At 47.0% G+C, this 20,840-nt stretch carries 25 protein-coding genes; 15 read left to right on the top strand and 10 right to left on the bottom strand.

Annotation, left to right across the window (positions count from 1 at the left end; all coding sequences use genetic code 11):
• Positions 1-34 precede the first annotated feature (34 nt).
• Together BIZ37_RS16980 and BIZ37_RS16975 are read left to right on the top strand one after the other, a co-directional pair.
• Complete coding sequence (locus tag BIZ37_RS16980) at positions 35-367, top strand: tRNA-binding protein (protein ID WP_187462486.1); 333 nt, start codon at positions 35-37, stop codon at positions 365-367.
• A gap of 28 nt (positions 368-395) precedes the next feature.
• Positions 396-941 carry a nucleotidyltransferase family protein gene (locus BIZ37_RS16975; RefSeq protein WP_187462485.1) on the top strand — a complete coding sequence of 182 codons (546 nt, stop codon included), beginning with the start codon at positions 396-398 and terminating at the stop codon, positions 939-941.
• Positions 942-1,133: 192 nt separating this feature from the next.
• Here BIZ37_RS16975 and BIZ37_RS16970 read toward each other — a convergent pair whose 3' ends face one another.
• Positions 1,134-2,114, bottom strand: coding sequence for a zinc-dependent alcohol dehydrogenase family protein (locus BIZ37_RS16970; protein WP_187462484.1), 981 nt, complete (start codon positions 2,112-2,114; stop codon positions 1,134-1,136).
• Positions 2,115-2,252: 138 nt separating this feature from the next.
• On the opposite strand from BIZ37_RS16970, the gene BIZ37_RS16965 reads away from it, so the two are divergent.
• The 4 genes from BIZ37_RS16965 to BIZ37_RS16950 all read left to right on the top strand — a co-directional run bounded on the left by BIZ37_RS16965 (position 2,253) and on the right by BIZ37_RS16950 (position 4,239).
• Positions 2,253-3,152, top strand: a complete 900-nt coding sequence (locus tag BIZ37_RS16965; protein ID WP_187462483.1) for a LysR family transcriptional regulator — start codon at positions 2,253-2,255, stop codon at positions 3,150-3,152.
• A gap of 33 nt (positions 3,153-3,185) precedes the next feature.
• A complete protein-coding gene (locus tag BIZ37_RS16960; RefSeq protein ID WP_255526790.1) occupies positions 3,186-3,440 on the top strand; it encodes a hypothetical protein in 255 nt (84 codons plus the stop codon).
• A gap of 122 nt (positions 3,441-3,562) precedes the next feature.
• Entirely contained in the window at positions 3,563-3,802 is a 240-nt protein-coding gene (locus BIZ37_RS16955) for a hypothetical protein (RefSeq protein WP_187462481.1), read from the top strand.
• Positions 3,803-3,948: 146 nt separating this feature from the next.
• Positions 3,949-4,239 carry a DUF3303 domain-containing protein gene (locus tag BIZ37_RS16950; RefSeq protein WP_107301421.1) on the top strand — a complete coding sequence of 97 codons (291 nt, stop codon included), beginning with the start codon at positions 3,949-3,951 and terminating at the stop codon, positions 4,237-4,239.
• Between the two features lie 68 nt (positions 4,240-4,307).
• Here BIZ37_RS16950 and BIZ37_RS16945 read toward each other — a convergent pair whose 3' ends face one another.
• The 4 genes from BIZ37_RS16945 to BIZ37_RS16930 form a co-directional block, all read right to left on the bottom strand.
• Positions 4,308-5,693, bottom strand: coding sequence for a HAMP domain-containing sensor histidine kinase (locus tag BIZ37_RS16945; protein ID WP_187462480.1), 1,386 nt, complete (start codon positions 5,691-5,693; stop codon positions 4,308-4,310).
• A gap of 65 nt (positions 5,694-5,758) precedes the next feature.
• The gene (locus BIZ37_RS16940; RefSeq protein ID WP_187462479.1) at positions 5,759-6,526 is read right to left on the bottom strand and encodes a response regulator transcription factor; all 768 of its coding nucleotides are present in this window, start codon (positions 6,524-6,526) and stop codon (positions 5,759-5,761) included.
• A 97-nt stretch (positions 6,527-6,623) separates the two neighbouring features.
• The gene (locus BIZ37_RS16935; RefSeq protein ID WP_187462478.1) at positions 6,624-7,328 is read right to left on the bottom strand and encodes a spondin domain-containing protein; all 705 of its coding nucleotides are present in this window, start codon (positions 7,326-7,328) and stop codon (positions 6,624-6,626) included.
• Between the two features lie 9 nt (positions 7,329-7,337).
• Positions 7,338-8,012, bottom strand: a complete 675-nt coding sequence (locus tag BIZ37_RS16930; protein ID WP_187462477.1) for a spondin domain-containing protein — start codon at positions 8,010-8,012, stop codon at positions 7,338-7,340.
• Positions 8,013-8,278: 266 nt separating this feature from the next.
• Between BIZ37_RS16930 and BIZ37_RS16925 the strand changes: the two genes are divergently transcribed.
• The 3 genes from BIZ37_RS16925 to BIZ37_RS16915 all read left to right on the top strand — a co-directional run bounded on the left by BIZ37_RS16925 (position 8,279) and on the right by BIZ37_RS16915 (position 9,593).
• On the top strand, positions 8,279-8,494 hold the full coding sequence (locus tag BIZ37_RS16925) for a TIGR02450 family Trp-rich protein (RefSeq protein WP_107301139.1): 216 nt from the start codon (positions 8,279-8,281) through the stop codon (positions 8,492-8,494).
• A gap of 112 nt (positions 8,495-8,606) precedes the next feature.
• Complete coding sequence (locus tag BIZ37_RS16920) at positions 8,607-9,209, top strand: 2OG-Fe(II) oxygenase (RefSeq protein WP_187462476.1); 603 nt, start codon at positions 8,607-8,609, stop codon at positions 9,207-9,209.
• Positions 9,210-9,371: 162 nt separating this feature from the next.
• Positions 9,372-9,593 (top strand): hypothetical protein, encoded by a 222-nt coding sequence (locus BIZ37_RS16915; protein WP_187462475.1) that lies wholly within the window; start codon positions 9,372-9,374, stop codon positions 9,591-9,593.
• Between the two features lie 56 nt (positions 9,594-9,649).
• On the opposite strand, the gene trpS is transcribed toward BIZ37_RS16915, so the two are convergent.
• Both trpS and BIZ37_RS16905 read right to left on the bottom strand, forming a co-directional pair.
• Positions 9,650-10,711, bottom strand: a complete 1,062-nt coding sequence (gene trpS / locus BIZ37_RS16910) for a tryptophan--tRNA ligase (RefSeq protein WP_370577382.1) — start codon at positions 10,709-10,711, stop codon at positions 9,650-9,652.
• Between the two features lie 314 nt (positions 10,712-11,025).
• Positions 11,026-11,769, bottom strand: a complete 744-nt coding sequence (locus tag BIZ37_RS16905) for a hypothetical protein (protein WP_187462474.1) — start codon at positions 11,767-11,769, stop codon at positions 11,026-11,028.
• Between the two features lie 294 nt (positions 11,770-12,063).
• Here BIZ37_RS16905 and BIZ37_RS16900 point away from each other — a divergent pair, with 294 nt between their 5' ends.
• From BIZ37_RS16900 to BIZ37_RS16885, 4 genes are all read left to right on the top strand, one after another.
• Positions 12,064-13,479: a DUF3943 domain-containing protein gene (locus BIZ37_RS16900; protein WP_255526789.1), complete on the top strand. Its 1,416-nt coding sequence runs from the start codon at positions 12,064-12,066 to the stop codon at positions 13,477-13,479.
• A gap of 187 nt (positions 13,480-13,666) precedes the next feature.
• Entirely contained in the window at positions 13,667-14,776 is a 1,110-nt protein-coding gene (locus BIZ37_RS16895; protein WP_187462473.1) for a M28 family metallopeptidase, read from the top strand.
• A gap of 291 nt (positions 14,777-15,067) precedes the next feature.
• On the top strand, positions 15,068-16,021 hold the full coding sequence (gene melR / locus BIZ37_RS16890; RefSeq protein WP_187462472.1) for a transcriptional regulator MelR: 954 nt from the start codon (positions 15,068-15,070) through the stop codon (positions 16,019-16,021).
• 99 nt (positions 16,022-16,120) lie between these two features.
• Complete coding sequence (locus BIZ37_RS16885; RefSeq protein ID WP_187462471.1) at positions 16,121-16,612, top strand: GreA/GreB family elongation factor; 492 nt, start codon at positions 16,121-16,123, stop codon at positions 16,610-16,612.
• Positions 16,613-16,688: 76 nt separating this feature from the next.
• On the opposite strand, the gene BIZ37_RS16880 is transcribed toward BIZ37_RS16885, so the two are convergent.
• The 3 genes from BIZ37_RS16880 to BIZ37_RS16870 all read right to left on the bottom strand — a co-directional run bounded on the left by BIZ37_RS16880 (position 16,689) and on the right by BIZ37_RS16870 (position 19,730).
• Positions 16,689-18,002: a peptidoglycan DD-metalloendopeptidase family protein gene (locus BIZ37_RS16880; protein ID WP_187462470.1), complete on the bottom strand. Its 1,314-nt coding sequence runs from the start codon at positions 18,000-18,002 to the stop codon at positions 16,689-16,691.
• 485 nt (positions 18,003-18,487) lie between these two features.
• Positions 18,488-18,688 (bottom strand): hypothetical protein, encoded by a 201-nt coding sequence (locus BIZ37_RS16875; protein ID WP_107301131.1) that lies wholly within the window; start codon positions 18,686-18,688, stop codon positions 18,488-18,490.
• 505 nt (positions 18,689-19,193) lie between these two features.
• A complete protein-coding gene (locus BIZ37_RS16870; protein ID WP_187462469.1) occupies positions 19,194-19,730 on the bottom strand; it encodes a GNAT family N-acetyltransferase in 537 nt (178 codons plus the stop codon).
• Positions 19,731-19,964: 234 nt separating this feature from the next.
• Between BIZ37_RS16870 and BIZ37_RS30485 the strand changes: the two genes are divergently transcribed.
• Positions 19,965-20,099: a hypothetical protein gene (locus BIZ37_RS30485; RefSeq protein ID WP_255526787.1), complete on the top strand. Its 135-nt coding sequence runs from the start codon at positions 19,965-19,967 to the stop codon at positions 20,097-20,099.
• Positions 20,100-20,271: 172 nt separating this feature from the next.
• Positions 20,272-20,613 (top strand): hypothetical protein, encoded by a 342-nt coding sequence (locus tag BIZ37_RS16865; RefSeq protein WP_187462468.1) that lies wholly within the window; start codon positions 20,272-20,274, stop codon positions 20,611-20,613.
• Positions 20,614-20,840: the final 227 nt, after the last annotated feature.

Raw genomic sequence — 20,840 nt, 5'->3', positions numbered from 1 at the left:
TTTTAGTAAAATTTACTTGATAAGGAAATGCTCAATGGAAACTATCGCTTATTCAGATTTTGCCAAGCTGGAGATCCGTACTGGTAAAATCATTGAAGTCGCCCGTCATCAAAATGCCGATAAACTCTATATTGTCCAAATCGATGTCGGCGAAAAAACGCTTCAGACCGTGACTAGCTTGGTGCCTTATTACACCGAGGAAGAATTGATGGGTAAGCAGGTAGTGGTATTGTGCAATCTGGCAAAAGCCAAGATGCGTGGTGAAACCTCTGAGTGTATGCTGCTTTGCGCCGAAACCGATGATGAGTCTGAAAGTGTGTTGCTGACACCTGAGCGCGTGATGCCTGCTGGGGTGAAGATCGTTTAATCAATTTTGATAGGGGTTGCTCTGTTGTATGCGGACAAATGAACTCATTGCCAAGTGGTTGAATCAAGATGAAACCAGAGTTAAGGCGTTGCAATGCGCTCGCCAGCTAGACCTGCCTCAATGCTACTTGGCGGCGGGTTTTGTCCGCAATCTAGTCTGGGATCACCTCCACGGTTATAGTGAAGCAACCCCGCTCAATGATGTGGACGTGGTGTATTTTGACCCAGATGAAGACGACCCAAAGCAATATCTGGATTATGAGCGTCAACTTACACAAATGCTACCGGAGTGCAAATGGCAGGTACGCAACCAAGCCTTGATGCACCTTCGCAATGGTGACAGTCCTTATCGCGGTACGCTGGATGCGATGAGTTACTGGCCAGAGAAAGAAACCTCAGTGGGTGTCCGCCTTAACAGGCAAGGTGAGTATGACCTCATTGCTGCCTTTGGTTTTGACTCCTTGTTTGCGTTGCAACTCACGCCTAACCCTAAGCGGCCATGCTCATTGTTTGCCGAGCGGGTTAGTAGCAAGAACTGGCTAGAGCATTGGCCAAAACTGAGAGTGAAGCGGTAAGTTCAGCGAGGTTCAAGATTCAGACAAAAAAATCCCCTCAGCTGACGGGGCAGCGAGGGGCACCAAGTCTAGAAACTAGATACATAAAAAGGAAACATGTCTAATGAACGTGAACAGCACGAATAATACGTGCTGGTCAGAAAGTGTTCAATGATCCTTTTTGTAAAAGCTGTAGAGCTGAGGTTAAAAGCCTTATTTTACAGTTAGAACCACTTTACCGACGGCTTGTTTGGATTCCAAACGTTGGTGGCCTTTGGCGACTTCCCAGATGCTGTATTGGCTTTCATCAATTAGCGGCTTGATCTGCCCTTCATCGACGAGCTTGGCGATATGGGCCAGGATTTCCCCGTGGGCTTTGCGGTTGATGCCATAAACCAGTGGGATAGGCATCAGTACACTGTGAAAACTCAACCCTTTCAACGCCACTTGCAGCGGGTCACTGATTGGCAGGATAGTGGCTACTTTGCCGTTGTAACGTGCCGCTTCAAAGCTGTTTTTAATATGCTCTCCGGCAATGGTGTCGAAGATGGCATCGAAGCCTAGTCCATCCGTCAACTGGTTGGTGTAGTCCTCAACTGACTGTTGTTCTGCATTGATCACGTGATCGGCCCCCAGTGTTTGGGCTGTGGCGAGGTTTTTCTCCAGCGAAGTCGCGGCAACTATTGCACCTAGCACTTTAGCCAATTGGATAGCAATATGGCCTACTCCGCCGGTGGCACCGTGGATCAGCACATTGTCGCCGGGTTTGATGTGCATTTTGCTGACTAGGGCTTCCCAGGCGGTGATGGAAACCAATGGCAGTGCGGCAGCTTCACGCATGGAGAGTGACTTAGGCTTGAGTGCCATCAAATCAGCATCGACCAGCATGTATTCGGCCAGTGCGCCGTCTGTTCCGGCAATACCCCCTGCACAGCCGTAGACTTCATCCCCAACCTTGAAATGGTCAATGCCTTCACCTACCTCGACAATAACCCCGGCAACATCACCATGTAAGATCTCCGGTAGGTTGGCCGACCAAGGCGTTTCAGCAGAGCGAAGCATAGTATCCAGCGGGTTAACACTCGTTGCTTTTACCTCGACAACAAGGTGTCCAGTCTTGGCTTTGGGTTTATCACGCTCAATTTGTTGGAATACATTGGCGTCGCCCAGAGAATTAATTATCATCGCTTTCATCGTTTTACCCTCGTTTGTAGAAACAGGGCCAGTCTATTGGTTGCGATAAGTGCAATCCACATATCAAAAAGCAACTGTATTTTGTCTTTTAAGCAATAATTGCTTTGGTAGAATGGTGCCGTATAAAGGGGGGGAGTGATGATTAAGCGACTGCAATATTTCAATGCTGTGGTAGAAACCGGCAGCATTTCAGAGACCAGCCGGGTGTTCGATGTCCAGCCGTCATCGGTATCACGCCAGTTGGCAGCATTGGAAGAAGAGCTTGGGGTGAGGTTGATTAACCGTAATACCCGCACCGTTTCGCTCACAGAAGCGGGCCAGACTTTTTACAGCTACTCGCAGCATATTGTGGCAAGCCTTGATGAAGCGCGAAGGACGATTAATGATCTGCAGGATATCCCCAAGGGGAAACTGGTAATCAGTTCTACGGTTGGTTATGGCGAAGCGGTGATCCTGCCTTTGATTAATGGGTTCAGGCAGCGCTACCCCGAGGTTGAAATCAGCCTTGAGCTCAGTGAGCGGGTCAAGGATTTGATAGAAGATAATATTGATGTGGCGATAAGAAGTGGAGAACTGGCGGACTCTTCTTTAGTTGCCAGGAAGCTGCAAGATAACGAATTCATTCTTTGTGCCAGCCCTGAGTATTTGGAGGCAGTTTCTGGCCTTTCCACCCCGGCAGAATTGGTCGATCACCAATGTATTCGATATGGATATGCAGGCTGGCAGCACTGGTATTTGATGGGGGAGCCACTTGAGAAATTAGATATCGGCAATGGGTTGGAGGTTAATACCGTCAATGGACAAAAGCAGTTATTGCTCAGCCATTGCGGCATTGCACTGATTCCTTATTGGGCCGTCGCCAATGAGCTGGAAGACGGACGGTTGCAGCAGGTATTGCCAGACTATCATTTCAGTCCCCAAGCAACACCAACAGCAACCTATGCGATATATCTCAAGCGGGAAATGGTCTCGCCAAAGGTAAGGGTGTTTATCGATTACCTGATTGAGCAGATACACGGTGGCAAACAGAAGGTTTGAGCGCGGTGGGATTGGCTATAATCAGAGGGCATCATGAACACAATTGTTAAGGGTGATGATTCTATGGCTACAGATTTTGACTCCTTGCTACCGAACCTCAAAGAATTCTCAATACCGGATACGCCTTTCAAAGTCGTTGATCCTACAGCTTTGCCAGACGGGACTCGTCAGGCGTTTGATGAGTTCTTGACTGGCTCTACACTGCCCCAGGCTTTTTGTGCATACAGCCACGATTACTCCCAGTTCTGCAAAAAAGTCAGAAATGGCGAGATCAGTATTGGGTCATAAGTAAGAGTATCCCTCAAATGAAACAAAGGCCGCTTTTGCGGCCTTATTTATTTTGGTCTGTTGGCATAATAAATGCTGTATATAACAGTATATTTCTAACTTCTCTGTAAAGGAGAAAGGCAATGAAACTGTCTAGTGTTGATATGCCAGCCGTACACGAGCTGCAAGCCCTTGGCTATACCAAATCAGAGTGCATGAACATTATCGAGCGCGAAATCTACCGACTGACAACGGGAGACCGCTCTAAAATTGTTGAAATGTGTGAAAGCCAGTGCCTGAAAAAACAAGAGGCGGTCGATAAAATCCGCAGTATCAAACGTACGCGTTTCTTCCAGTATATCCAACGCTTTGTTTTTCTCTGAAGTTCATAAAGTTTTGTGCGATAGCTATCTTTCCTCCTATATTGATTCCCATTTTGCAAACTGCAGATACCCTGCCGAACTAAAATGGTTTGGGTATCTGTGACTATACTCTCATCACGTTTGATGCGTGATTGAAGAGGTATCCCATGACTTTCCTTATCAGTTGGCAGTTATACCAAGGGCGATTACATCCAGTTCTGGCCCATTTTGCCCAGATTAGTGAAGAGCAAGACAAGGCCGTGATGGGGCCTGATATAAAGTTAATTGGCCGCTGGCATGATCTGGTTAGCGGCACTGGCGTCTGTATTGTTGAGTCCGACAGTGCAGAGGCGGTTACAGCTTATGCATTGAAATGGAACAATGATATGGATATTACCGTTCAGCCTGTGGTGGATGATGCGATGGCCCGCGAGTTGGGAGAAAGGCTTACGCTATAAGGGCTAGATTACAGCGTAAGCCTGGGATAAAAAGCGCCTTCCTCATTCCGCTTCAGGAGAAGTGGTGACTAGGTGGGAAGAGGAAGGCTGAAGGATTGCTCGTAATGTTGTGCTTCCTGCCTGGTGTTCAGCTGGCTTTGATGTAGCATCAAAATAGATTGTATTATCTTGGTTCCCAACCCCATGCTGCCTTGCGGAGCCTGAGGATCAATATCATTTTCTAGTGATATACCCAGCCCGATTGGCGCGGCGCTAATAGTTAACTGCACCGTACTTGAAAAGGGGGCGTGTCTGATGGCGTTATCAAAAAGGTTGGTAAACAGCCGTTGCAATAACTGCCGATCGCCGAACACCGCATCCTGCTTTGGCAGTTTGATTGCCAGTTCAACACGTTTTCTGCTTGCCTCTGGTTGCATGGTATCTATCACATCTTGAAGAATATGACCGAGCTTCAAGGCTTCAAATTTCGGCTCTGTCATCACCGATTGCTGGCGGGCGATATCAATCTGCTGCGACAACAGCTCCGATAGCTTCTGGGCATTGCGCTGAGCAGTGTTGATTAGCGGATCGGGCTGGTCGTTTTGGATTTGCCAGGTTTCCAAATAACCCAGCACACTGGCGAGTGGTGTTTTGAGATCATGGCTCAGCTGGACCAGCAATTCTCGCCGTTTTTGCTCTTGGTGTTCGAGTTGTAGGAACTGTTGGGATATGGTTCTAGCCATCAGGTACATCTGTTTGGCGATAGGTTTTAGTTCCGCCACATTGAGCATGGCCTCGGGTTTCAGGCGGTAGCCGTTTTCAGCCTGTTTGTTTAGATCTTGGGTGACTTGCCTGATAGGGTTTAGCAAGGTCGACTTGGTTAGCTGGTAGACACTCAGGCTAAAGCCGAGTACAAGCACCAGTGCTGCAGCAGCGACCCAGGCTACGGGTGAGTGAAGCAATGCATCGAAATCACTAAATTGCGCCGCCAAGGCACGTTGTTCGCTGCCAATGACCACATAGAGATAACCGAGCGTTGTATCACCTTCCATAATCGGTGCAACCGAGAAGACCTTCTGGTGCGAGGTATTACGCGGGTTATCGCCCAGAATAGGGAAAGGTTTGCCGGAGAGGAAAGCGTTAATCGGAGCGAGGCTGACCTGTTGGGTGAGCACTTTACCTTCAGGGGCCGCATGGCTTTTGATATTGCCGTCGTTATCGAGAAAGTAAATTTCAAAATCAGGACCAAGCAGCATCAAGGTGTGGAAAATAGACTTGAGCGCCTTGGGGTTGTAGTCGCTGCCTTCCATCAAGGGGCTGTCGTCTCGCATGTGCGCGGCAAGTTCACGGTGCAGGTTCTGTTGGGTGCGCTGCTCGACATAAGCCTGCTGGTAGTTGAACAAGCTGCCAATGATCAGGATAGACAGGATGAACCAACAACCGGTGAGCAGTACGAGTCTGATTTTGTAATTCATTGCTTCTCCTAACCCCTTGTATCTATGCTCTTGTTCCTGACATTTGGCCGTTGGCTTATCGATTTCTAGGCTTCGAACTTATAGCCAACCCCCCAGACTGTGTGGATGTATTGCTGTTCATCGTTGTTGGCATTGAGTTTGGTTCTAAGGCGGTTGATGGTGCTACAGACAGTATGGTGGTAGCCGGAAAACTGGGTCTGCCACACAGCATCGAGTAACTCATCCTTGCTATATACCCGGCCAGGTCGCTTGGCCAAAAAATGCAGCAAGGTAAATTCGGTGGCCGTAAGCGAGATAGAGCTATGCTTGAATTCAACCTGATGGGTAACAGGGTTGATGATCAAATCACCAAAGCGCAGAACACTTTCCATGCTGTCGTCCGAGTTGTTTGCAACAAGGTCAGGATCATTCACAGCCTCGTCTTTACTAAAGTGCTGGCGGCGAAGCATAGCCCTGACCCTGGCTTGGAATTCCAGAACGCTAAAGGGCTTGGTCAGGTAGTCATCGGCCCCCGACTCCAAGCCTTCGACTTTATCTTTTTCTGCATCTTTGGCTGTGAGCACAAGTACTGGCAACCATGGCTGATTGCCTATCTGGTGCTGGCGGATCCCTTGGCACAAGCTCAAGCCATCGCCGTCTTCCAACCCTCGGTCGAGGACGAGAAGGTCGAATGGCTGTTCGGCCAATGCTTTTTGGGCTTGCGCCAAGCTGGTGACCCGAACAACATCATGCCCTTGGAAGGACAGGTGCATATTGATCAGATCAGCAAGATCATTGTCGTCTTCGACGATGAGGATCATAGCGGCAGGTACCTGTTTTTCGGCTAAGTTCATTGTCATGTCCAAACATCTGAAGGAGCGTACTCCCTCAGATGACCGGACATAACCAGATAACTTTCACTCAAAAATGAGAATGGGCGGGTTATCTATGTTACTCGGTGCGGGTGATGATCAATTGGGCTGCCGGATTCAGGAAACGATGGGTGGCATTAAGTACCGACGTGTCCAAACCATCATCTTTGCTGATCACGCCGGCGTGGAAAGAGACTCGGTCGTTATCATCACGTTCGCTGTTGAAGCCTTCACCGCCAGCAGCGGGGCCCGGAATAGTCTCTGCAGCTTCATCATTGGCTTCGGTACCTGAATCCCATACCGGCATCGCGATGCGAACACTCTCACCCACAGCCAAAGAAGCTAGGTCTGTTGCCGTTTCGGCCACAAAGCCATCATTGGTATTAACCAGCATGCTGGCCACTGAGAGGTAAGGGGATACAGAGGTATCCATTGTTACCGTAACGCTGTCATTCCCCGCAGGTAGGATCACGCCACTTCCTTCGACCTGTAGCGATATACCATCAGCCTGCTCGCTAAGTAGTGCACTGTTGTCACCGCTCTCTGCCAACATTTCCAGAGCTTCTGATGCCGGTTGACCGATAGTGAACAGTTGATAGTCGCTGTTGTGGCCGATCACGGCCAATGGCGACAGCGGCTGGTTGGCTGAGGTGTTTTTGACCTCGACATTAAAGGTTGCGAGTGTTTCTTCTGGCGGAGCCGGGTCATTATTGTCCGAGTCGGTTGGGCAACCGGCCAAGAGACCTACAGAGGCCGCAAGCAAGAGTAAACGATAGTTTTTCATGCTGCCTCCTTACTTCACGGTAACGGTAACGACAGCAACCGGGTTGAGCCAGCGGTAGGCTGTGCTGCTGATATCACTGAGGCCGCCTTCAGGATCGGTATCCCCGAGGTTGCCTGGGTGAATATGGACGGTGTCGTTGGTGACCGCTGTTTCTACCCCTGTACCGCCAGTGCCGAAGTTAATGAACGGTGGATTCGGCATACTGCCAGCTAGCTCATCGTTGGCTTCGGTACCGGCATCATAACCATTGAGCCGGACGGTATAGGTACCTGGAGTGGATGGGATAGGCCAGCTATCCAAACCGACAAAGCCGTCATTGGTTGGCAGCAACATGGCGGTGATCGTCAGACTGTCGGCATCGCCGGTATCCATGCTGGCTGTGGCTGAATCTCCAGGGTTAAGAATACCGCTCGCAGGATCGGCAACCACCACAGCGCCTGCATTACTGGCAAGGGATGATAATGGACCGATATCCCCACCTTCAGCCATCAGTTCAATTTCAGAACCGGCAGCTTCGCCGCTGCGGAAAAGGTAGATGTCACTGCTGTGTGCTGCGACCAATAAAGGGGTGAAGTAAATGTTTTTGGTCGCATTGGTAATAGTGACGTCGATTTCTGCTGCTTGGGCTTGGCCCGCGCCCATAAATACCGCTGCGAGAGAGAGGGCAGTAAGTGTTTTGTTCATTGTTCTTTCCCTGTGTTGGTGAGTTACCTTCACTATGGCGGGCAAATCTTGCAGGACTCTCCAAAAATTCTCACAAATTTCTCACAATAAGAACCGGCCCTCGGAAGAGCGGGCCCTAGGACCTAGGCAGAGCAAAAAGCAAAAACACTGCTTGACGCTTAATAGCCTTTCAACACCCAGCACCCAGGACCCGCCTTTCCGCTTGATGATTAATCCGCTCTCCCTTAGATTACGTATTGAGGTAAAAAGATTTATTGGAGATTGCCATGAACCGGGTACACCCTAAATCACTGTATGGTAGCAAGTGGACCAAGGTGGAAGTTGAAGGGCGTGAGAAGCATTTTATGGTGATTGACGTCGAGTACGATGACAACCAAAAGGTGGTTTACTGCCTTATCCAGGCGGTGATCAACCATCGCATGTATGAGCTAGACTGGCGTGAACTAAAGGACAGTAACCGCTGGAAGATGGGTTGGAAATAACACCCATCATATAGGTATCAGTTGTTTTTATCGTTAGCATTAATAAGCTGAATTGTCGCTAGGCGTTATCGGCGCTATAACCCGCATCCTTTTCTAATAATGTGAAAACGTGATGCATAAGTTAATTGATGCGCTGGCGACCCGAGGCTATTTCGTCTGGGATGATTTCCTCTCTCAAGAACAAGTGAATGACCTGAAATCTTGCTTACCGGTAACATGGACCAAGGCCAGAATTGGCCGCAATGATGAAGTGGCCCGTGAGTCATCTATTCGTAGTGACAAAATCCATTGGCTGGCCGCCGAACAAGGTATCGCGGTACAAGATTTTCTTGAGCGGATGGAAGTGATCCGCCGAGAAGTTAACCAGCATTTCTATCTCGGTCTGTTTGAGTATGAGGCCCATTTTGCCAAGTACGTAAAAGGGGACTTTTACCAAAAGCATCTCGATTGTTTCCGCGGAAATGAAAACCGCCGTCTAACCACGGTCTTATATATGAATGACACTTGGGAGCAGCAAGATGGCGGTGAGCTGGTGGTTTACGATTTGCAAGACAAGGAATTGATGAGGCTAGCACCTAAGTCAGGCCGTTTGTTCGTATTCTTATCTGAGCAATTTCCCCATGAAGTACTGCCAACCAATATGGAACGCTTCAGTATTGCCGGTTGGTTCCGAACCAATGGCGTAAAAAACAACCTGCTGGACATTGCCCAATAGTCGCAACCAATCACTTTGATTACAGTGCGCTGCTTTCAACTGTTTGATATATTGTAATTTTTTGTAATTTTGCTAATTGTGTTCATACTTTTTTGATATTTTACTCATTGTACTATCCGGCTTCTTTGAGCTGGATTTGAAAATACTAATGTCTGAGGGTGAATGATGGGTCAATTATCTATTGGAAGGGACACAATCTCAGATATCGATGCCGTTGAGTATCAGTGGATCGCATCGTTAAGCCATGACGGTGTTGAAGTGGAGTCTATTCTTGCGCTAATTCAGCGCTGCCTTGGTGGGGATGCAACGACCGCCGAATACTTGAGAAGAATTGCATTAAAACTGTGTCAGCCTGCTGAGCTGCTTCAGTATCTAGAAAGTTGATCTTCTAATCATGATTTGTAGCCATACTCTGAACAATCAGGGTATGGCTATTTATTTCATATCAAATTCAGTCCAAATGCCGTTTTTACTTTATCGAGTGTCTGTTGCGATTCTTCCCTCGCTTGCTCAGTCCCCTTCTTTAATACTTCAATCAAATATCCTTTATCCGCAATGAGTGCCTGACGGCGGGCACGTATCGGTGCAATTAACGTTTGCAGGCAGTCGGTAAGGATTTGTTTGGTTTTACCATCGCCCAAACCGCCACGTTGATAATGCTCTTTTAATTGAGCGACATATTCTGCATCTGGGTGGAAAGCATCTAGATAAGTGAACACGACATTGCCCTCGACCTGCCCCGGTTGGTCGATAGTGAGATGGTTCGGGTCGGTATACATGGCTTTGACTGCTTGGCTGATGGCTTTGTCTGATGCATCCAATGTGATCACATTGCCCAAGGATTTAGACATCTTGCTTTTGCCATCGGGACTTGGCAGCCGGCTGATATTGCTCAGTAAAGGCTGGCATTCCCGCAGTATCTGGCTATTGGCCAGTGAGTTGATCTTCCTGACGATTTCGTTGGTCTGCTCGAGCATAGGTAATTGGTCATCACCCACAGGAACGAGTTGGGCTTGGAATGCAGTGATATCTGCCGCTTGGCTGATTGGGTAGGAGAGGAAACCTGCGGGAATCGAGCGGCCAAAGTTCTTGCCTTGTATTTCGCTTTTTACCGTTGGGTTGCGTTCGAGGCGGGCAATGGATACCAAGTTACTGTAGTACATGGTTAGTTCGGCGAGGGCTGGAATACCAGATTGTAAGCAGATAGTGGTTTTGGCGGGATCTATACCGACAGCGAGGTAGTCTGCGACAACATTGAGGATATTATCGGCGACCTTGCTTGGGTTGTTACCGTTGTCGGTAAGGCCCTGCATGTCGGCGACCAAAATGGTTTGCTGGTTATTATGTTGCAGCTCAACCCGTTGTTTTAAAGAGCCAATATAGTGGCCAAGATGGAGCTGTCCTGTGGCGCGATCGCCAGTCAGGATCTTTTGTTCTGTGATGGCTTTGCTACCACTCGTAGCCGTTGTTGCCGTTGCTAGGTCGTTTGGGGTATTTGGCACTGTGTGTCTCCGGTATATCGCGAGTTGATAATAAACGCCGGGGACAAGGGAGAAGAAGTTGTTCATGGCCTGCCAACCGGCGGCTTTGAACAAATATGATTATTCCGCACCGCTCTTAGGAAAGAGAGTGCCACCAAGAAAGGTTGATAGAAGGCTTGGAGATAATCATTTGCATGCCATTAACCTATCACTGTTTTTTGAAACCGGTCAATAGCGCTTTTGCAATTGGCTGGGACATCGTCCGTTAACTGGCTGGATGAACCGGTGGTTGAATCTGCTGCAACCACCGGTTATGTATAGGCAACACTTCGAGGCTATTTATCCTGATTGGCCTGTTCAATCAGCCTGGTCCGTTCGTTGGTCCCTCGGTTGCGGATTTCATGCATCACGAATATCAGTGCATCTCGCGTCCATGGCTGCCCTGATTCCTTATCATAGTCATGAGGTAATTCAATACCTTCCGGCGCGTAAGCTTCGATACCTGCATCTTTGGTAGTGTTGATGGTACGCAGGCTGTGTTCATAGAAGCCGACCACAACGGCTTTACCGAGTTTGTCTGCCCCACCTGCCAGTTTTAATATTTCTTCGGCAACGCCAATGGTACTCAAGTAAATGATGGTGCCATCAGATCCGATTGTTGGATATATCGCGGTGAGATCTTTGGCATCAATTCGATCGCCAATCTCCTGGGCAATCTCCCATTGGGCGTAGACTGGCTTGCCTGTTTTTTCATAGATTTCCACCACGGTATCAGCCAAGGCTGTGTTCATCGGTCCTGGTGATTGATTGCCGTTCTCGGCAATTCGGTTACCGAAGGCATAGGCAATAATGCTATCGGCTTGATCGAGTGGAAGTGGTTCACCCTGCCAGGTAAGCAAGTTGTTCATGATGAACTCAGCAGTATGCGCTGCCACTTTTTCATCTTTTAATTGTTCGATTAACTTGGCTTCCATCGCGGCCTGTAAATCAGCATCAGAGAGTTCTGAAGAAATAACTGAAGGGGAGGCTAGAGTAATGGCTGAAATAATGAGTACAGCCGATTTGGCGAACAGATTCATATTAATTCCTTCCATTTTGTAGGGGATAGACTCCATGTTAAAGGCTAGCAGGAATTGAAAAAAAGGATTGAATATTAGCGGCTGGTGTCTAGTTATCTAGGGCGAGGGATAAATAACCTTTAGAAGTAAAACTGTGCGACAGATCTGAGAATTGATATTCTGCTGTAAGCATTTATTTTCTTTCACTTGTGTTAACTATACTCAAATGTGCAGGTTTTAAGTGTCTGAAATTAATAGCCAATATATAGGCTTGTTTCGATATTTTGACCAAGGTTACTTTGGAAGGAGGTTAAAATGCGATTAGCAATGGCAGTAGGGTTAGCATTGGCATCATCAATAGCTATGGCTGAAAGTGGGAATGATGATGTCGGGCAAGCTCAAGTTGAGCCGCAACAGCCTCTTTTTCTCTCAGATAACGCCCTAGAGCAGCCAATCCATTCATCAAAGTACTCGAAATCGCCCTATACCAATACGACCTGGGAGCAAGTACCGCGCCAGGTCTCTGTTTATGACTCACCCTATAACGTTGCCTTGTTCTCAGGTGAAAATGGTGAAGATATCGATCGTCTCTGGTCGCAGACTAAGTCAATCTTTTGGTATGGCGTCGGTGTCGCGGGGTTTATTGCCTTATTGCCGGAAGATATTTCTAACTGGGATACCAGTGATGATCGCCTGTTGGAAAAGTGGTGGGATAACGTCAGGGAAGGGCCTGTCTGGGATAGGGATGTATGGTACATCAACTATATTGGTCATCCTTATTTTGGCGGGGTGTATTATCAAATCGCGAGGAAATCTGGGTACCGGCAGTGGGATGCATTTGTCTATTCCTTCATGATGTCGACTTTCTATTGGGAGTATGGCGTAGAGGCGTTTGCCGAGGTTCCTGCTGTGCAGGACTTGGTCGTTACTCCAGTACTTGGCTGGGTATATGGTGAATGGGCCTTCCATAAAGAGCGTGAAATCATCCAAGGTGGGGGAAAGGTATGGGATTCCGAGTGGATGGGTAACACGGCGCTGTTCCTGCTTGATCCGGTAGATACTCTTGGCCGAGGAGTAAACCATTTGATGGGGCGTGATGTGGTGAAGGCCGGTACAGGATATATCGGCTTTCAAGATGTTGCTCTCCCTAATGGCCAGACCGATAGCCAGTTCAACGTTAATATGAACTTCCAATTCGGTGAGGGTGATACTAGTCCTGCGATGCGTCGTAGTTATACCCGGGTTCGCAATGTAACCACACATGACCCGGTCGATTACGGTATTGTTGGTATATCGGTTGGTGGCCGTTATCTGGATTTGGATGATGAGTGGGGGATCGAAAATAGTTGGGCACCGATGATTACCTTGGGTGTGTATTACACGCCATCTTTGTCATCGCGCCTGCAATATACCCGTATCGATACCGATAGCAAGACAACGGGTGAAAGCATCACCTATGAAAATTACAGCTTCGATTTCCAATATTATTTCCTTGCTGATGACGATTTACGGCCTTATATCAATGCAGGGATCGGTGAAACCTTGCTGGAAAAAGACAGAGACACCACCACATTCCAAGTAAATGGTGGGCTAGGATTGCATTATAAACTAAACAGTAATTGGGCGCTGCAGGCCGATTGGGTGCATTTCTACAGTGGAAAACTCTCAACTAACGATGACTTATTTTCAGGCCAATTGGTCTACCGTTTTGGCCGTGGTGAAAGCTGGTGATTAAATATTAGTGCGTAATACTACGCACTTTTTTTCTTTATTTATGCCGAGTTGACCTAGTTCCCAAACTGGTATATTTCTGCTATCAAATTATACGCGCGCGATATTAATCACGGTTTTTATATCTCCAGACCAGATACTAATTTCGAATAACAATAAATCATTGAAATTAGATAATGGTGCGATCATGAAAAATGGAATTATCAGTTTACTTTCCCTTTCTGTCTTAGTTGGTATCAGTGGCTGTAATAGCGACTCTGACACCATTGATTATGGTAAGAAGGCGTCCAGTTATCTCGTAGAAATTGCCGATGAAGTTGAGGGTATCGGTGCACGTGAAGCCAGTACGCCTGAAGAAGCCGCCATGGGTAATTGGCTTTACGATACTTTAACTGGCTTCGGCTACGACGTTGAGGTCCAGCCTTTTACCTACCAAAAAGGCGATAAGTTACTGTCTTCTAATAACTATATTGTAGAAAAGAAGGGGGCGAGCGAGAAAACCATTGTTCTTGCTGCGCATTATGATTCAACAGGATCTGATCATGGCTCGTTGGGGGCGACTGACAACGGTGCCGGTGTTGCGGCCGCCGTCGCGATTGCCGAAAGCTTGATGCAAGAATCGCTACCCTATACCGTTCGTATTCTGTTCCCTGGGGCTGAAGAAAATGGCCTGAACGGCTCGCTGCATTATGTGCGTCAGGCGCTAGCCCATAATCAATTAGATAACGTCATCGCCATGATTAACTCCGATACTGTCGGTGGTGGTGATTATGTGTATGTCCATGCAGCGCACTCAGATTATGCCGAATATCAATCTACTTGTGAGAAACTGGGGTTGACCGAGTCGGATTACAACTCCCAACCCCATGTCCGGGATGCCATGTTACAGGCATCAATTGATGTTAAAGGCGAGGATGGCAAATACACAGTTCACCCTGGGTTTCCTGGTTATCCTGAAGGGGAAACGGGCTCATGGTCAGATCACGCTGGCTTTGCCTGCGCCGGTATTCCTATCGCTTATGTCGAGGCGACCAACTTCAATATTAATGGTGAATATGGTTTTGACGGTTACTCCCAGACAACAAACCCTAATGCGTGGGACTGCTATGATGCTGAGAATAAAACAGCGTGTGACCGCGATACTGAGTCGAAATGGGGCAAAATCTGGCATACCGAATTTGATCGTTTAGATAAGCTAGAAGAGCTATTCCCAGGCCGAGTGGATCAACAATTAAGCAACAATGTGAATATTGTTTTGAGGTTGCTGACTACGGGGACTTATATCGATGAAAAATAGATAAGTAACGATTAAAAAAGCTTGTTTTACCTAACAGGCGTTAATGGGTATAAATCACTTGTTCTTCCAAAGACATATCTATACCCAACCATGCTAGGTAAATTGGGTATATCGTATCTTTTTAGCACTTTTGGCCATCACACCTTCTGATGGCCTTTTTTTATGATGCTCTCTTTTGGGGGCTCGATTGGCTTTTGGCTGGGCTTCACAGTTTGTGCAATTATTCTCAGCAGGGGTGTCTGGAGTGTCGTATATTCGCTTCTGTTTTACCGACTAGCATACAGAGGAATCATGGCTAAACCAATTGCCCAGAATGAGAACCCGCAAGATAGTTCTGATGCCGATGCTATTGGGCCGCTAAGCCTCTTTTCTTCCTATGAGTCTATTCATATAGAACTTCGTAAACCGCACCATATGCCTTGCTATCACTGGCATGGCCAGATTGAAGTGAACATCCCATTTGGTGATGATGTTGACTATGTTATCAATGACCATCCGTTTACCATCAATAATGGTCATATAGGGATTTTCTGGGCCACTACACCGCACCAGCTAATCGAGCCAGGGAAGTCGAGTAACATGGGGATATTGAATATTCCGATTCATTACTTTTTGGCCTGGCCGCTAGATGAAAGCCTGCTCAATCAAATTACCCATGGCACGGTCGTTCAGTCTGCATTGCCAAACTTGGTGACCGAGCAGCAGATTGCGTTTTGGATGGAAGAAAGCAAAAGCAAAGATATAGGTTTTCGCCAACTAGCCGCCGATGAAATGTCTCTGATGCTAAAAAGGGTGTGCTTAACGGGATGGGAGAAGCTAACTCACACCATGGAAAGCAAAGGCAGCATGAAAGGCTTATCCAAGCACTCTCAGTTTCATGTCCAGAAGATTTTGGAGTATATCGCTTGCAACCATGATGCGCCGCTTACGGTGAAAAATATCGCAGAGCATGTTGGCTTGCATACCAACTATGCGATGAATTTGTTCCAGAGTGTAATGAAGATGACTATCAAGGAATACGTTACTTCTATGCGTATAAACCACGCCCGTGCATTATTGGCTGATACCAACCGGACTATTCTTGATATCGCATTGACGGTTGGTTTCAATTCAAACAGCCGTTTTTATGAAACCTTCCAACGCTACATGAAAATGACGCCCACGGAGTTTCGTAAGCTCAGCCGCAAGAGTAACAAGCTGGCTCTGTATGACAGTAATTTGGATTTCCAAGGTATTCCGAAGTGATGAAGGAGCGCTATCTTTTCGTTAAGGTTTATATATAACTAAGCAGTGATCCAAGTTACACTTTCACTTCCATCTAGTTTCAATGAAAACATCGACAACATGAATTCCAGCCATAAACCTCAGATCATTGATCTTATTCTTGACGATTTACAGCAAGCCTATCAAGGGGCGATGCATGCCGCTGATCAGGCACATAGTGCGGCAACCGATGATCAGAGTGTGGCGGAGACCCAATATGATACTTTGGCTATCGAGGCGGCATATTTAGCCCATGGACAATCACAGCGTGTTGCCGAGTGCCTGGCAGATATCAATGCTTACGATCAACTCAAAGCAACACTCCCAAAGTCATTAGATGAAATCGTGCTGGGGTGCCTAGTCCACCTTCTTGATGAAGACGATATGGAAAAGTGGATATTCTTCGGCCCTGCTGCGGGAGGCATCAAGCTGAAGCTAGGTAATCAAGAGGTGGTTGTGGTTACACCTTCTTCGCCAATAGGTGAAGCCTTGCTGGGCTTAACGCTTGGGGAAGAAGCCGAAGTACATATTGGCGGTAAGGTGGTTTTCTATGAAGTGGAGGCTATCTATTGATAGTAGGCACTGACTATCTGTGAGTTGAAAAATAAAGGGGGGAAGCATGCTTCCCCCCCTTTTTTGTGCCAGTTGTTTAAGCCTGCGGTTCTTTATCCGCATCAGTCATACTGAACATTGAGCGATTTGGGTTATCCATCATCTCGTCATACAGCGCTACGGTTTCCTTGAACTGCCCTTTTTCTTTGCTTGGCACCGATGAAGCCATAGGGATATTGGCTGTCATTGGGTTCACAGGGCGGTTACGAATATGGAATTCATAATGGATGTGTGGCCCGGTTACCCGTCCAGTCGCTCCAGCAAGGGCAATACGTTGACCCCGTGATACTTTCTGGCCCTTGCGAACAAGGATCCGGCTGTTATGTAGGTAGCGAGTTTTGTAGTTAGTACCGTGCTGGATAACGACATATTTACCCGCATATGGGTGGTTAACCACCTGGGTTACGACACCGTCACCAGTTGATATGACAGGGGTTCCAGTTGGGGTGGCAAAGTCTACCCCGTTATGTGGTGAAACACGGCCCGTGACTGGGTGAAGTCGGCGAGGGTTGAAATTGGAGCTAATGCGGTAAGTGCGGTTACGCTCGTAAGGGTAGCGCAAGAATGCACGTTGCAGGCTCTCGCCTTTGGAATCATAGAAGTTACCATCGCTGTGTAGGTAAGCGGTGGTTGCCCTGCCTCTGCTATGAATACGGATCGCACGTAGTTCATGCTGGCCTGTCATTTCGCCATCAACTGACTGGCGGGAAACAACGACTTCGAAGTTGTCGCCAGCGCGCAGATCGCGAGAGAAATTCAGTTTTTCACGTAGCAGGTTAGTAATTTCATAGATTTCGGTAGAGTTCAGTCCTGCTTTTTGTGCCGAAACAGAGAAACTGCCGTGGATCTCTCCACTGGCTACTACGTCATCCCAGTTGCCAGGAATGGCGATTTCCTCAACTTCAAAGCTGTTGTCATCCAGTCGCTGATAGGCGACTTTTTGTGCAAGGCTAAATGTCAGTTCCAGGCGGTTGAGCTTACGCTCGGCAGTATTGACCCAAAAGCGCAAGGTATTGCCCGGTTGCAGCGTATCAATCTTCAAATGGTTGAGATCGGCTTCCTGAAGCTCTTGAATCGACTGTAGAGGAATATTTAGTCGGGAGAAAATCTGGCTAAGCGTATCACCTTTCTGGATGGTGTAGGCGTAGCGAGGCGGCTCATAAACAGGTTGTTCGGCTTGATCGCTTGGCGACCAAGGGGTTGAGTTAATCGCAAGGTTCAGTGGAACCGTGCGCTGATTAGTGCTGGTCTGTGTCAGGAGCGCTGCAATCGTCAGTAGCGAGAAGCCAGCGATCCCCAGTAATTTGGTCGACATCCACTTTCGAGAAAGCGTCGAGTTTTGCGTAGACATGGTAAAAGAACTCGTCGTTTTTGCTGATTTTTCTTGATAAAGGTTCTTTATCTTGGGTTATGGCGCCTTGTTGGTATGGCCCATAACCATGAATATTTTTTGAATGACTATAACTATGCATCCCTAAAGAAGCGCTAGTCTGCCATAAAGAGACATTGCGTGTGTTAAAAAGGTTCCCCGATCCCAAAAAAATCAGTTTTCTTGCGTAAAAGATATTCGTTTTGTGAAGTATGTTTGATTTTTTAAGGCTTAGCTAAGCCTCATTTGATGAAAGCAGAAAAAAGTAACTCTTAACATTGCTCTGACAGAGTGTATGTGTGTTGTTTGGTATTAATGGTTAATAATGCATCGCAATGCATTTGGGTGACAAGAAAAATAGCGGAAAGAGTGGTTTACAACTGGTTAATAGATGAGCGGCTTTGCTGGCGGGGAGTAGATAACAAAACAGCGCCCTTAAAAGAGCGCTGTATATTGTTTAGCCAAAATTAAATAAATTTAATTTTTACTGCTTGTAGGTTTTTACTTGAGTCATCCATGATGAACTCGACCAAGCTACCTGATGCTGGTTTACCTTGGCTAGTGATGTTGGCGCCACAGAAACGAATGTCACCGCCAAGATCACAAGTGATTAGACCGGTGCGGTTGATTGGGTTGTAGCTGCGGATAATGCCTGTATGTGAAATCATAATTTTTCCTTTCGGCCCAAACTCTGCATTCTGTCCCGGCAAGCATTCTCTATATTGCTTATGCGGGAACTTGCGTTGAGCTTGTGGCTATCAAATTGAGTACAAATGCTGAAAACAGCGCTTGTCCTGCCGGCTATCAGCGTGTGCTGATCCGGTTTACTCATTGACCTTTTCTATTGGTATTTTCGTCAGGAGATCACCTAGCTCACTGACTCATCACTGCAGAGTGCTCGCAACTTAGCACGGCAGTGGCATGGTAAAGGAATAATCTTCTAGGGGTGCATCTGACTTTGGCGAGAAGTGAGGTGTAGACTTCGAAAATCATCGTCGGTCTGAGTAGCAGACCATGTCAAACTAACGCTAAACGACGAGCTTGTAAATACATTTAATTGCAAAAAAATGTGATCTTAAAGCAAGAGTGTGGGTGTTTATAGGCTAAGTGAAGAGTAAATGTAAGAGTTTTAGCCCAATGACTCGGCCAAAACTCTTGCTGAGCGTGTACTGGTTACCACATCTCTGGCTTGTTAAAAGCCTCAACACAGGATGAGCTGCCTGCTATTGCTTCAAGTGGTCGTTCCGTCAGTGATTGTGCCATCCACCCATGCGGGTAAGACAGGGGAAGTGGTGCTTTGAACTCTTGCTCGGTAATACGCTCAAAGCCGATTTTGGTGTAGAAACTGGGATCGCCGTAGGTAAAAACAAGATCAACCCCATGGTGCTTGAGGGCTTCCAACCCCGCTTTGATTAGTGCCTGTCCAATTCCCTTACCTTGGCTCTGTGTGCTAACGGCAACAGGAGCGAGTAAAAAAGCCGTTTTGTCTGACTCGAATGTCAGGCGGGTAAACAAGATACTGCCAAGGATCTCGGTTTCGTCTTTGGCGACAAAGGTGAAGATATCCTCGTTCTTGGTCGATTCCAGCAACTCGCTGACTAACTGGCCTATCACTTTGCCTTCATTTTGCCCTTCTGAATCTGAAAAGGTTTGGGTAAATAACTCGATAATGGCTTTGGACTGGCTTTCCTCATAGGTGCCGTAATACATTTTATCTCTCCTCAAAATTGATGGTAGCAGCATAAACTGTGAAGTTATAGACAGGTCAATACTAAGCTCTATTTAATGGCATAAATTCAGTCAGTATGTTCTGAGTGGTTGATTTGCAGCGAGTTATCCAGTTTTTTAGGCATCATATGTTTTTTGTTTGCAACATTGATTTTTAGTGTTAGGGTGGATTGACAGTAGGTGTTTCAACCTTCATTTGGATTCAAGGATGGATTTATGAGTTTGAAAGAAGACAAGAACTGGCGCAATCCTGAACGAGATGCGCAATGTGCCGAGTATGAACTTTACGTCGAGCAGATGAAAAGCCTAGGTTTATCTTGGGTAGACTTCAATGACTGGCTAGATTACTAGCCCTAACCACAGACTAATTTCCCTATAGCTTATCTATTTTTCGTACCGCGGTTCTTGAATTGCGGTACATAACACCCTCCCCCCTATGATAAAAGCCCCTTCATTTTCAGATTCATTTGATACTTTACATACTAACACTGAAGTGATGGCTAACGGGGAGTCGCGCCACAGAATGAAAGCAAGCGATGGCTCTGGCTATATTCGAACCCGTTATCCTGATGCTGAGGGTAGTTGGCAGAGCAGCCATTTTCATATCACGACTTTCGAGACCTATATCGTCCAGTCGGGCATGATCCTCTACGCTGAACTCAAGGATGGGGAGGCTTGTATTAAAGAAGTGGTTGAGAATGAGGTGATAACGGTAAAACCCGGTGTTCACCACAATGTTTATGTTTTTCCCAATACCGATTTACATACCGTGAAGCATGGGGCCACCCAAGCAGCTGATTGGCATGCTAGCATAGAACTTGATCGCCTATTGGCTGAGAAGGCTAACTTAACCAATTTAAGGTAACATCACTCTTAGCTATACCTTGTTGTTTTTATTTTAATTTTTGATCTGATTTTCGACCGCCTTCCTTTTCTTCAATTTTATTTCGTCTTTTTCTCTTCTCGTTCGTCTTCTTAGAGGCGCATTTAGCATAGGCAATAATTGTTTTAGATCGATATTTCTGGATAATTGGAAATTACTGCGTTACACCAAAGTGTCAGGCGTATGAGTACGCTGCACAGTAACAAAAC

Source organism: Photobacterium sp. BZF1, assembly GCF_014349205.1.
GTDB lineage: Bacteria > Pseudomonadota > Gammaproteobacteria > Enterobacterales > Vibrionaceae > Photobacterium.
The sequence above is the reverse complement of the archived record's forward strand: the minus strand, read 5'-3'. Positions and strand labels throughout refer to the sequence as shown.

Coding starts and splice junctions, on each gene's coding strand:
- BIZ37_RS16915 (WP_187462475.1), top strand. CDS start 9,372: ATGATGGGTCAATTATCTATTGGAAGGGACACAATCTCAGATATCGAT.
- BIZ37_RS16875 (WP_107301131.1), bottom strand. CDS start 18,688: ATGATTTCACATACAGGCATTATCCGCAGCTACAACCCAATCAACCGC.
- BIZ37_RS16980 (WP_187462486.1), top strand. CDS start 35: ATGGAAACTATCGCTTATTCAGATTTTGCCAAGCTGGAGATCCGTACT.
- BIZ37_RS16905 (WP_187462474.1), bottom strand. CDS start 11,769: ATGAATCTGTTCGCCAAATCGGCTGTACTCATTATTTCAGCCATTACT.
- BIZ37_RS16970 (WP_187462484.1), bottom strand. CDS start 2,114: ATGAAAGCGATGATAATTAATTCTCTGGGCGACGCCAATGTATTCCAA.
- BIZ37_RS16955 (WP_187462481.1), top strand. CDS start 3,563: ATGAAACTGTCTAGTGTTGATATGCCAGCCGTACACGAGCTGCAAGCC.
- BIZ37_RS16925 (WP_107301139.1), top strand. CDS start 8,279: ATGAACCGGGTACACCCTAAATCACTGTATGGTAGCAAGTGGACCAAG.
- BIZ37_RS16960 (WP_255526790.1), top strand. CDS start 3,186: ATGAACACAATTGTTAAGGGTGATGATTCTATGGCTACAGATTTTGAC.
- BIZ37_RS16920 (WP_187462476.1), top strand. CDS start 8,607: ATGCATAAGTTAATTGATGCGCTGGCGACCCGAGGCTATTTCGTCTGG.
- BIZ37_RS16950 (WP_107301421.1), top strand. CDS start 3,949: ATGACTTTCCTTATCAGTTGGCAGTTATACCAAGGGCGATTACATCCA.
- BIZ37_RS16940 (WP_187462479.1), bottom strand. CDS start 6,526: ATGAACTTAGCCGAAAAACAGGTACCTGCCGCTATGATCCTCATCGTC.
- BIZ37_RS16895 (WP_187462473.1), top strand. CDS start 13,667: ATGAAAAATGGAATTATCAGTTTACTTTCCCTTTCTGTCTTAGTTGGT.
- BIZ37_RS16975 (WP_187462485.1), top strand. CDS start 396: ATGCGGACAAATGAACTCATTGCCAAGTGGTTGAATCAAGATGAAACC.
- BIZ37_RS16900 (WP_255526789.1), top strand. CDS start 12,064: ATGCGATTAGCAATGGCAGTAGGGTTAGCATTGGCATCATCAATAGCT.
- BIZ37_RS16930 (WP_187462477.1), bottom strand. CDS start 8,012: ATGAACAAAACACTTACTGCCCTCTCTCTCGCAGCGGTATTTATGGGC.
- BIZ37_RS16935 (WP_187462478.1), bottom strand. CDS start 7,328: ATGAAAAACTATCGTTTACTCTTGCTTGCGGCCTCTGTAGGTCTCTTG.
- BIZ37_RS16885 (WP_187462471.1), top strand. CDS start 16,121: ATGAATTCCAGCCATAAACCTCAGATCATTGATCTTATTCTTGACGAT.
- BIZ37_RS16870 (WP_187462469.1), bottom strand. CDS start 19,730: ATGTATTACGGCACCTATGAGGAAAGCCAGTCCAAAGCCATTATCGAG.
- BIZ37_RS16965 (WP_187462483.1), top strand. CDS start 2,253: ATGATTAAGCGACTGCAATATTTCAATGCTGTGGTAGAAACCGGCAGC.
- BIZ37_RS16945 (WP_187462480.1), bottom strand. CDS start 5,693: ATGAATTACAAAATCAGACTCGTACTGCTCACCGGTTGTTGGTTCATC.
- BIZ37_RS16880 (WP_187462470.1), bottom strand. CDS start 18,002: ATGTCTACGCAAAACTCGACGCTTTCTCGAAAGTGGATGTCGACCAAA.
- BIZ37_RS30485 (WP_255526787.1), top strand. CDS start 19,965: ATGAGTTTGAAAGAAGACAAGAACTGGCGCAATCCTGAACGAGATGCG.
- melR (WP_187462472.1), top strand. CDS start 15,068: ATGGCTAAACCAATTGCCCAGAATGAGAACCCGCAAGATAGTTCTGAT.
- BIZ37_RS16865 (WP_187462468.1), top strand. CDS start 20,272: ATGAAAGCAAGCGATGGCTCTGGCTATATTCGAACCCGTTATCCTGAT.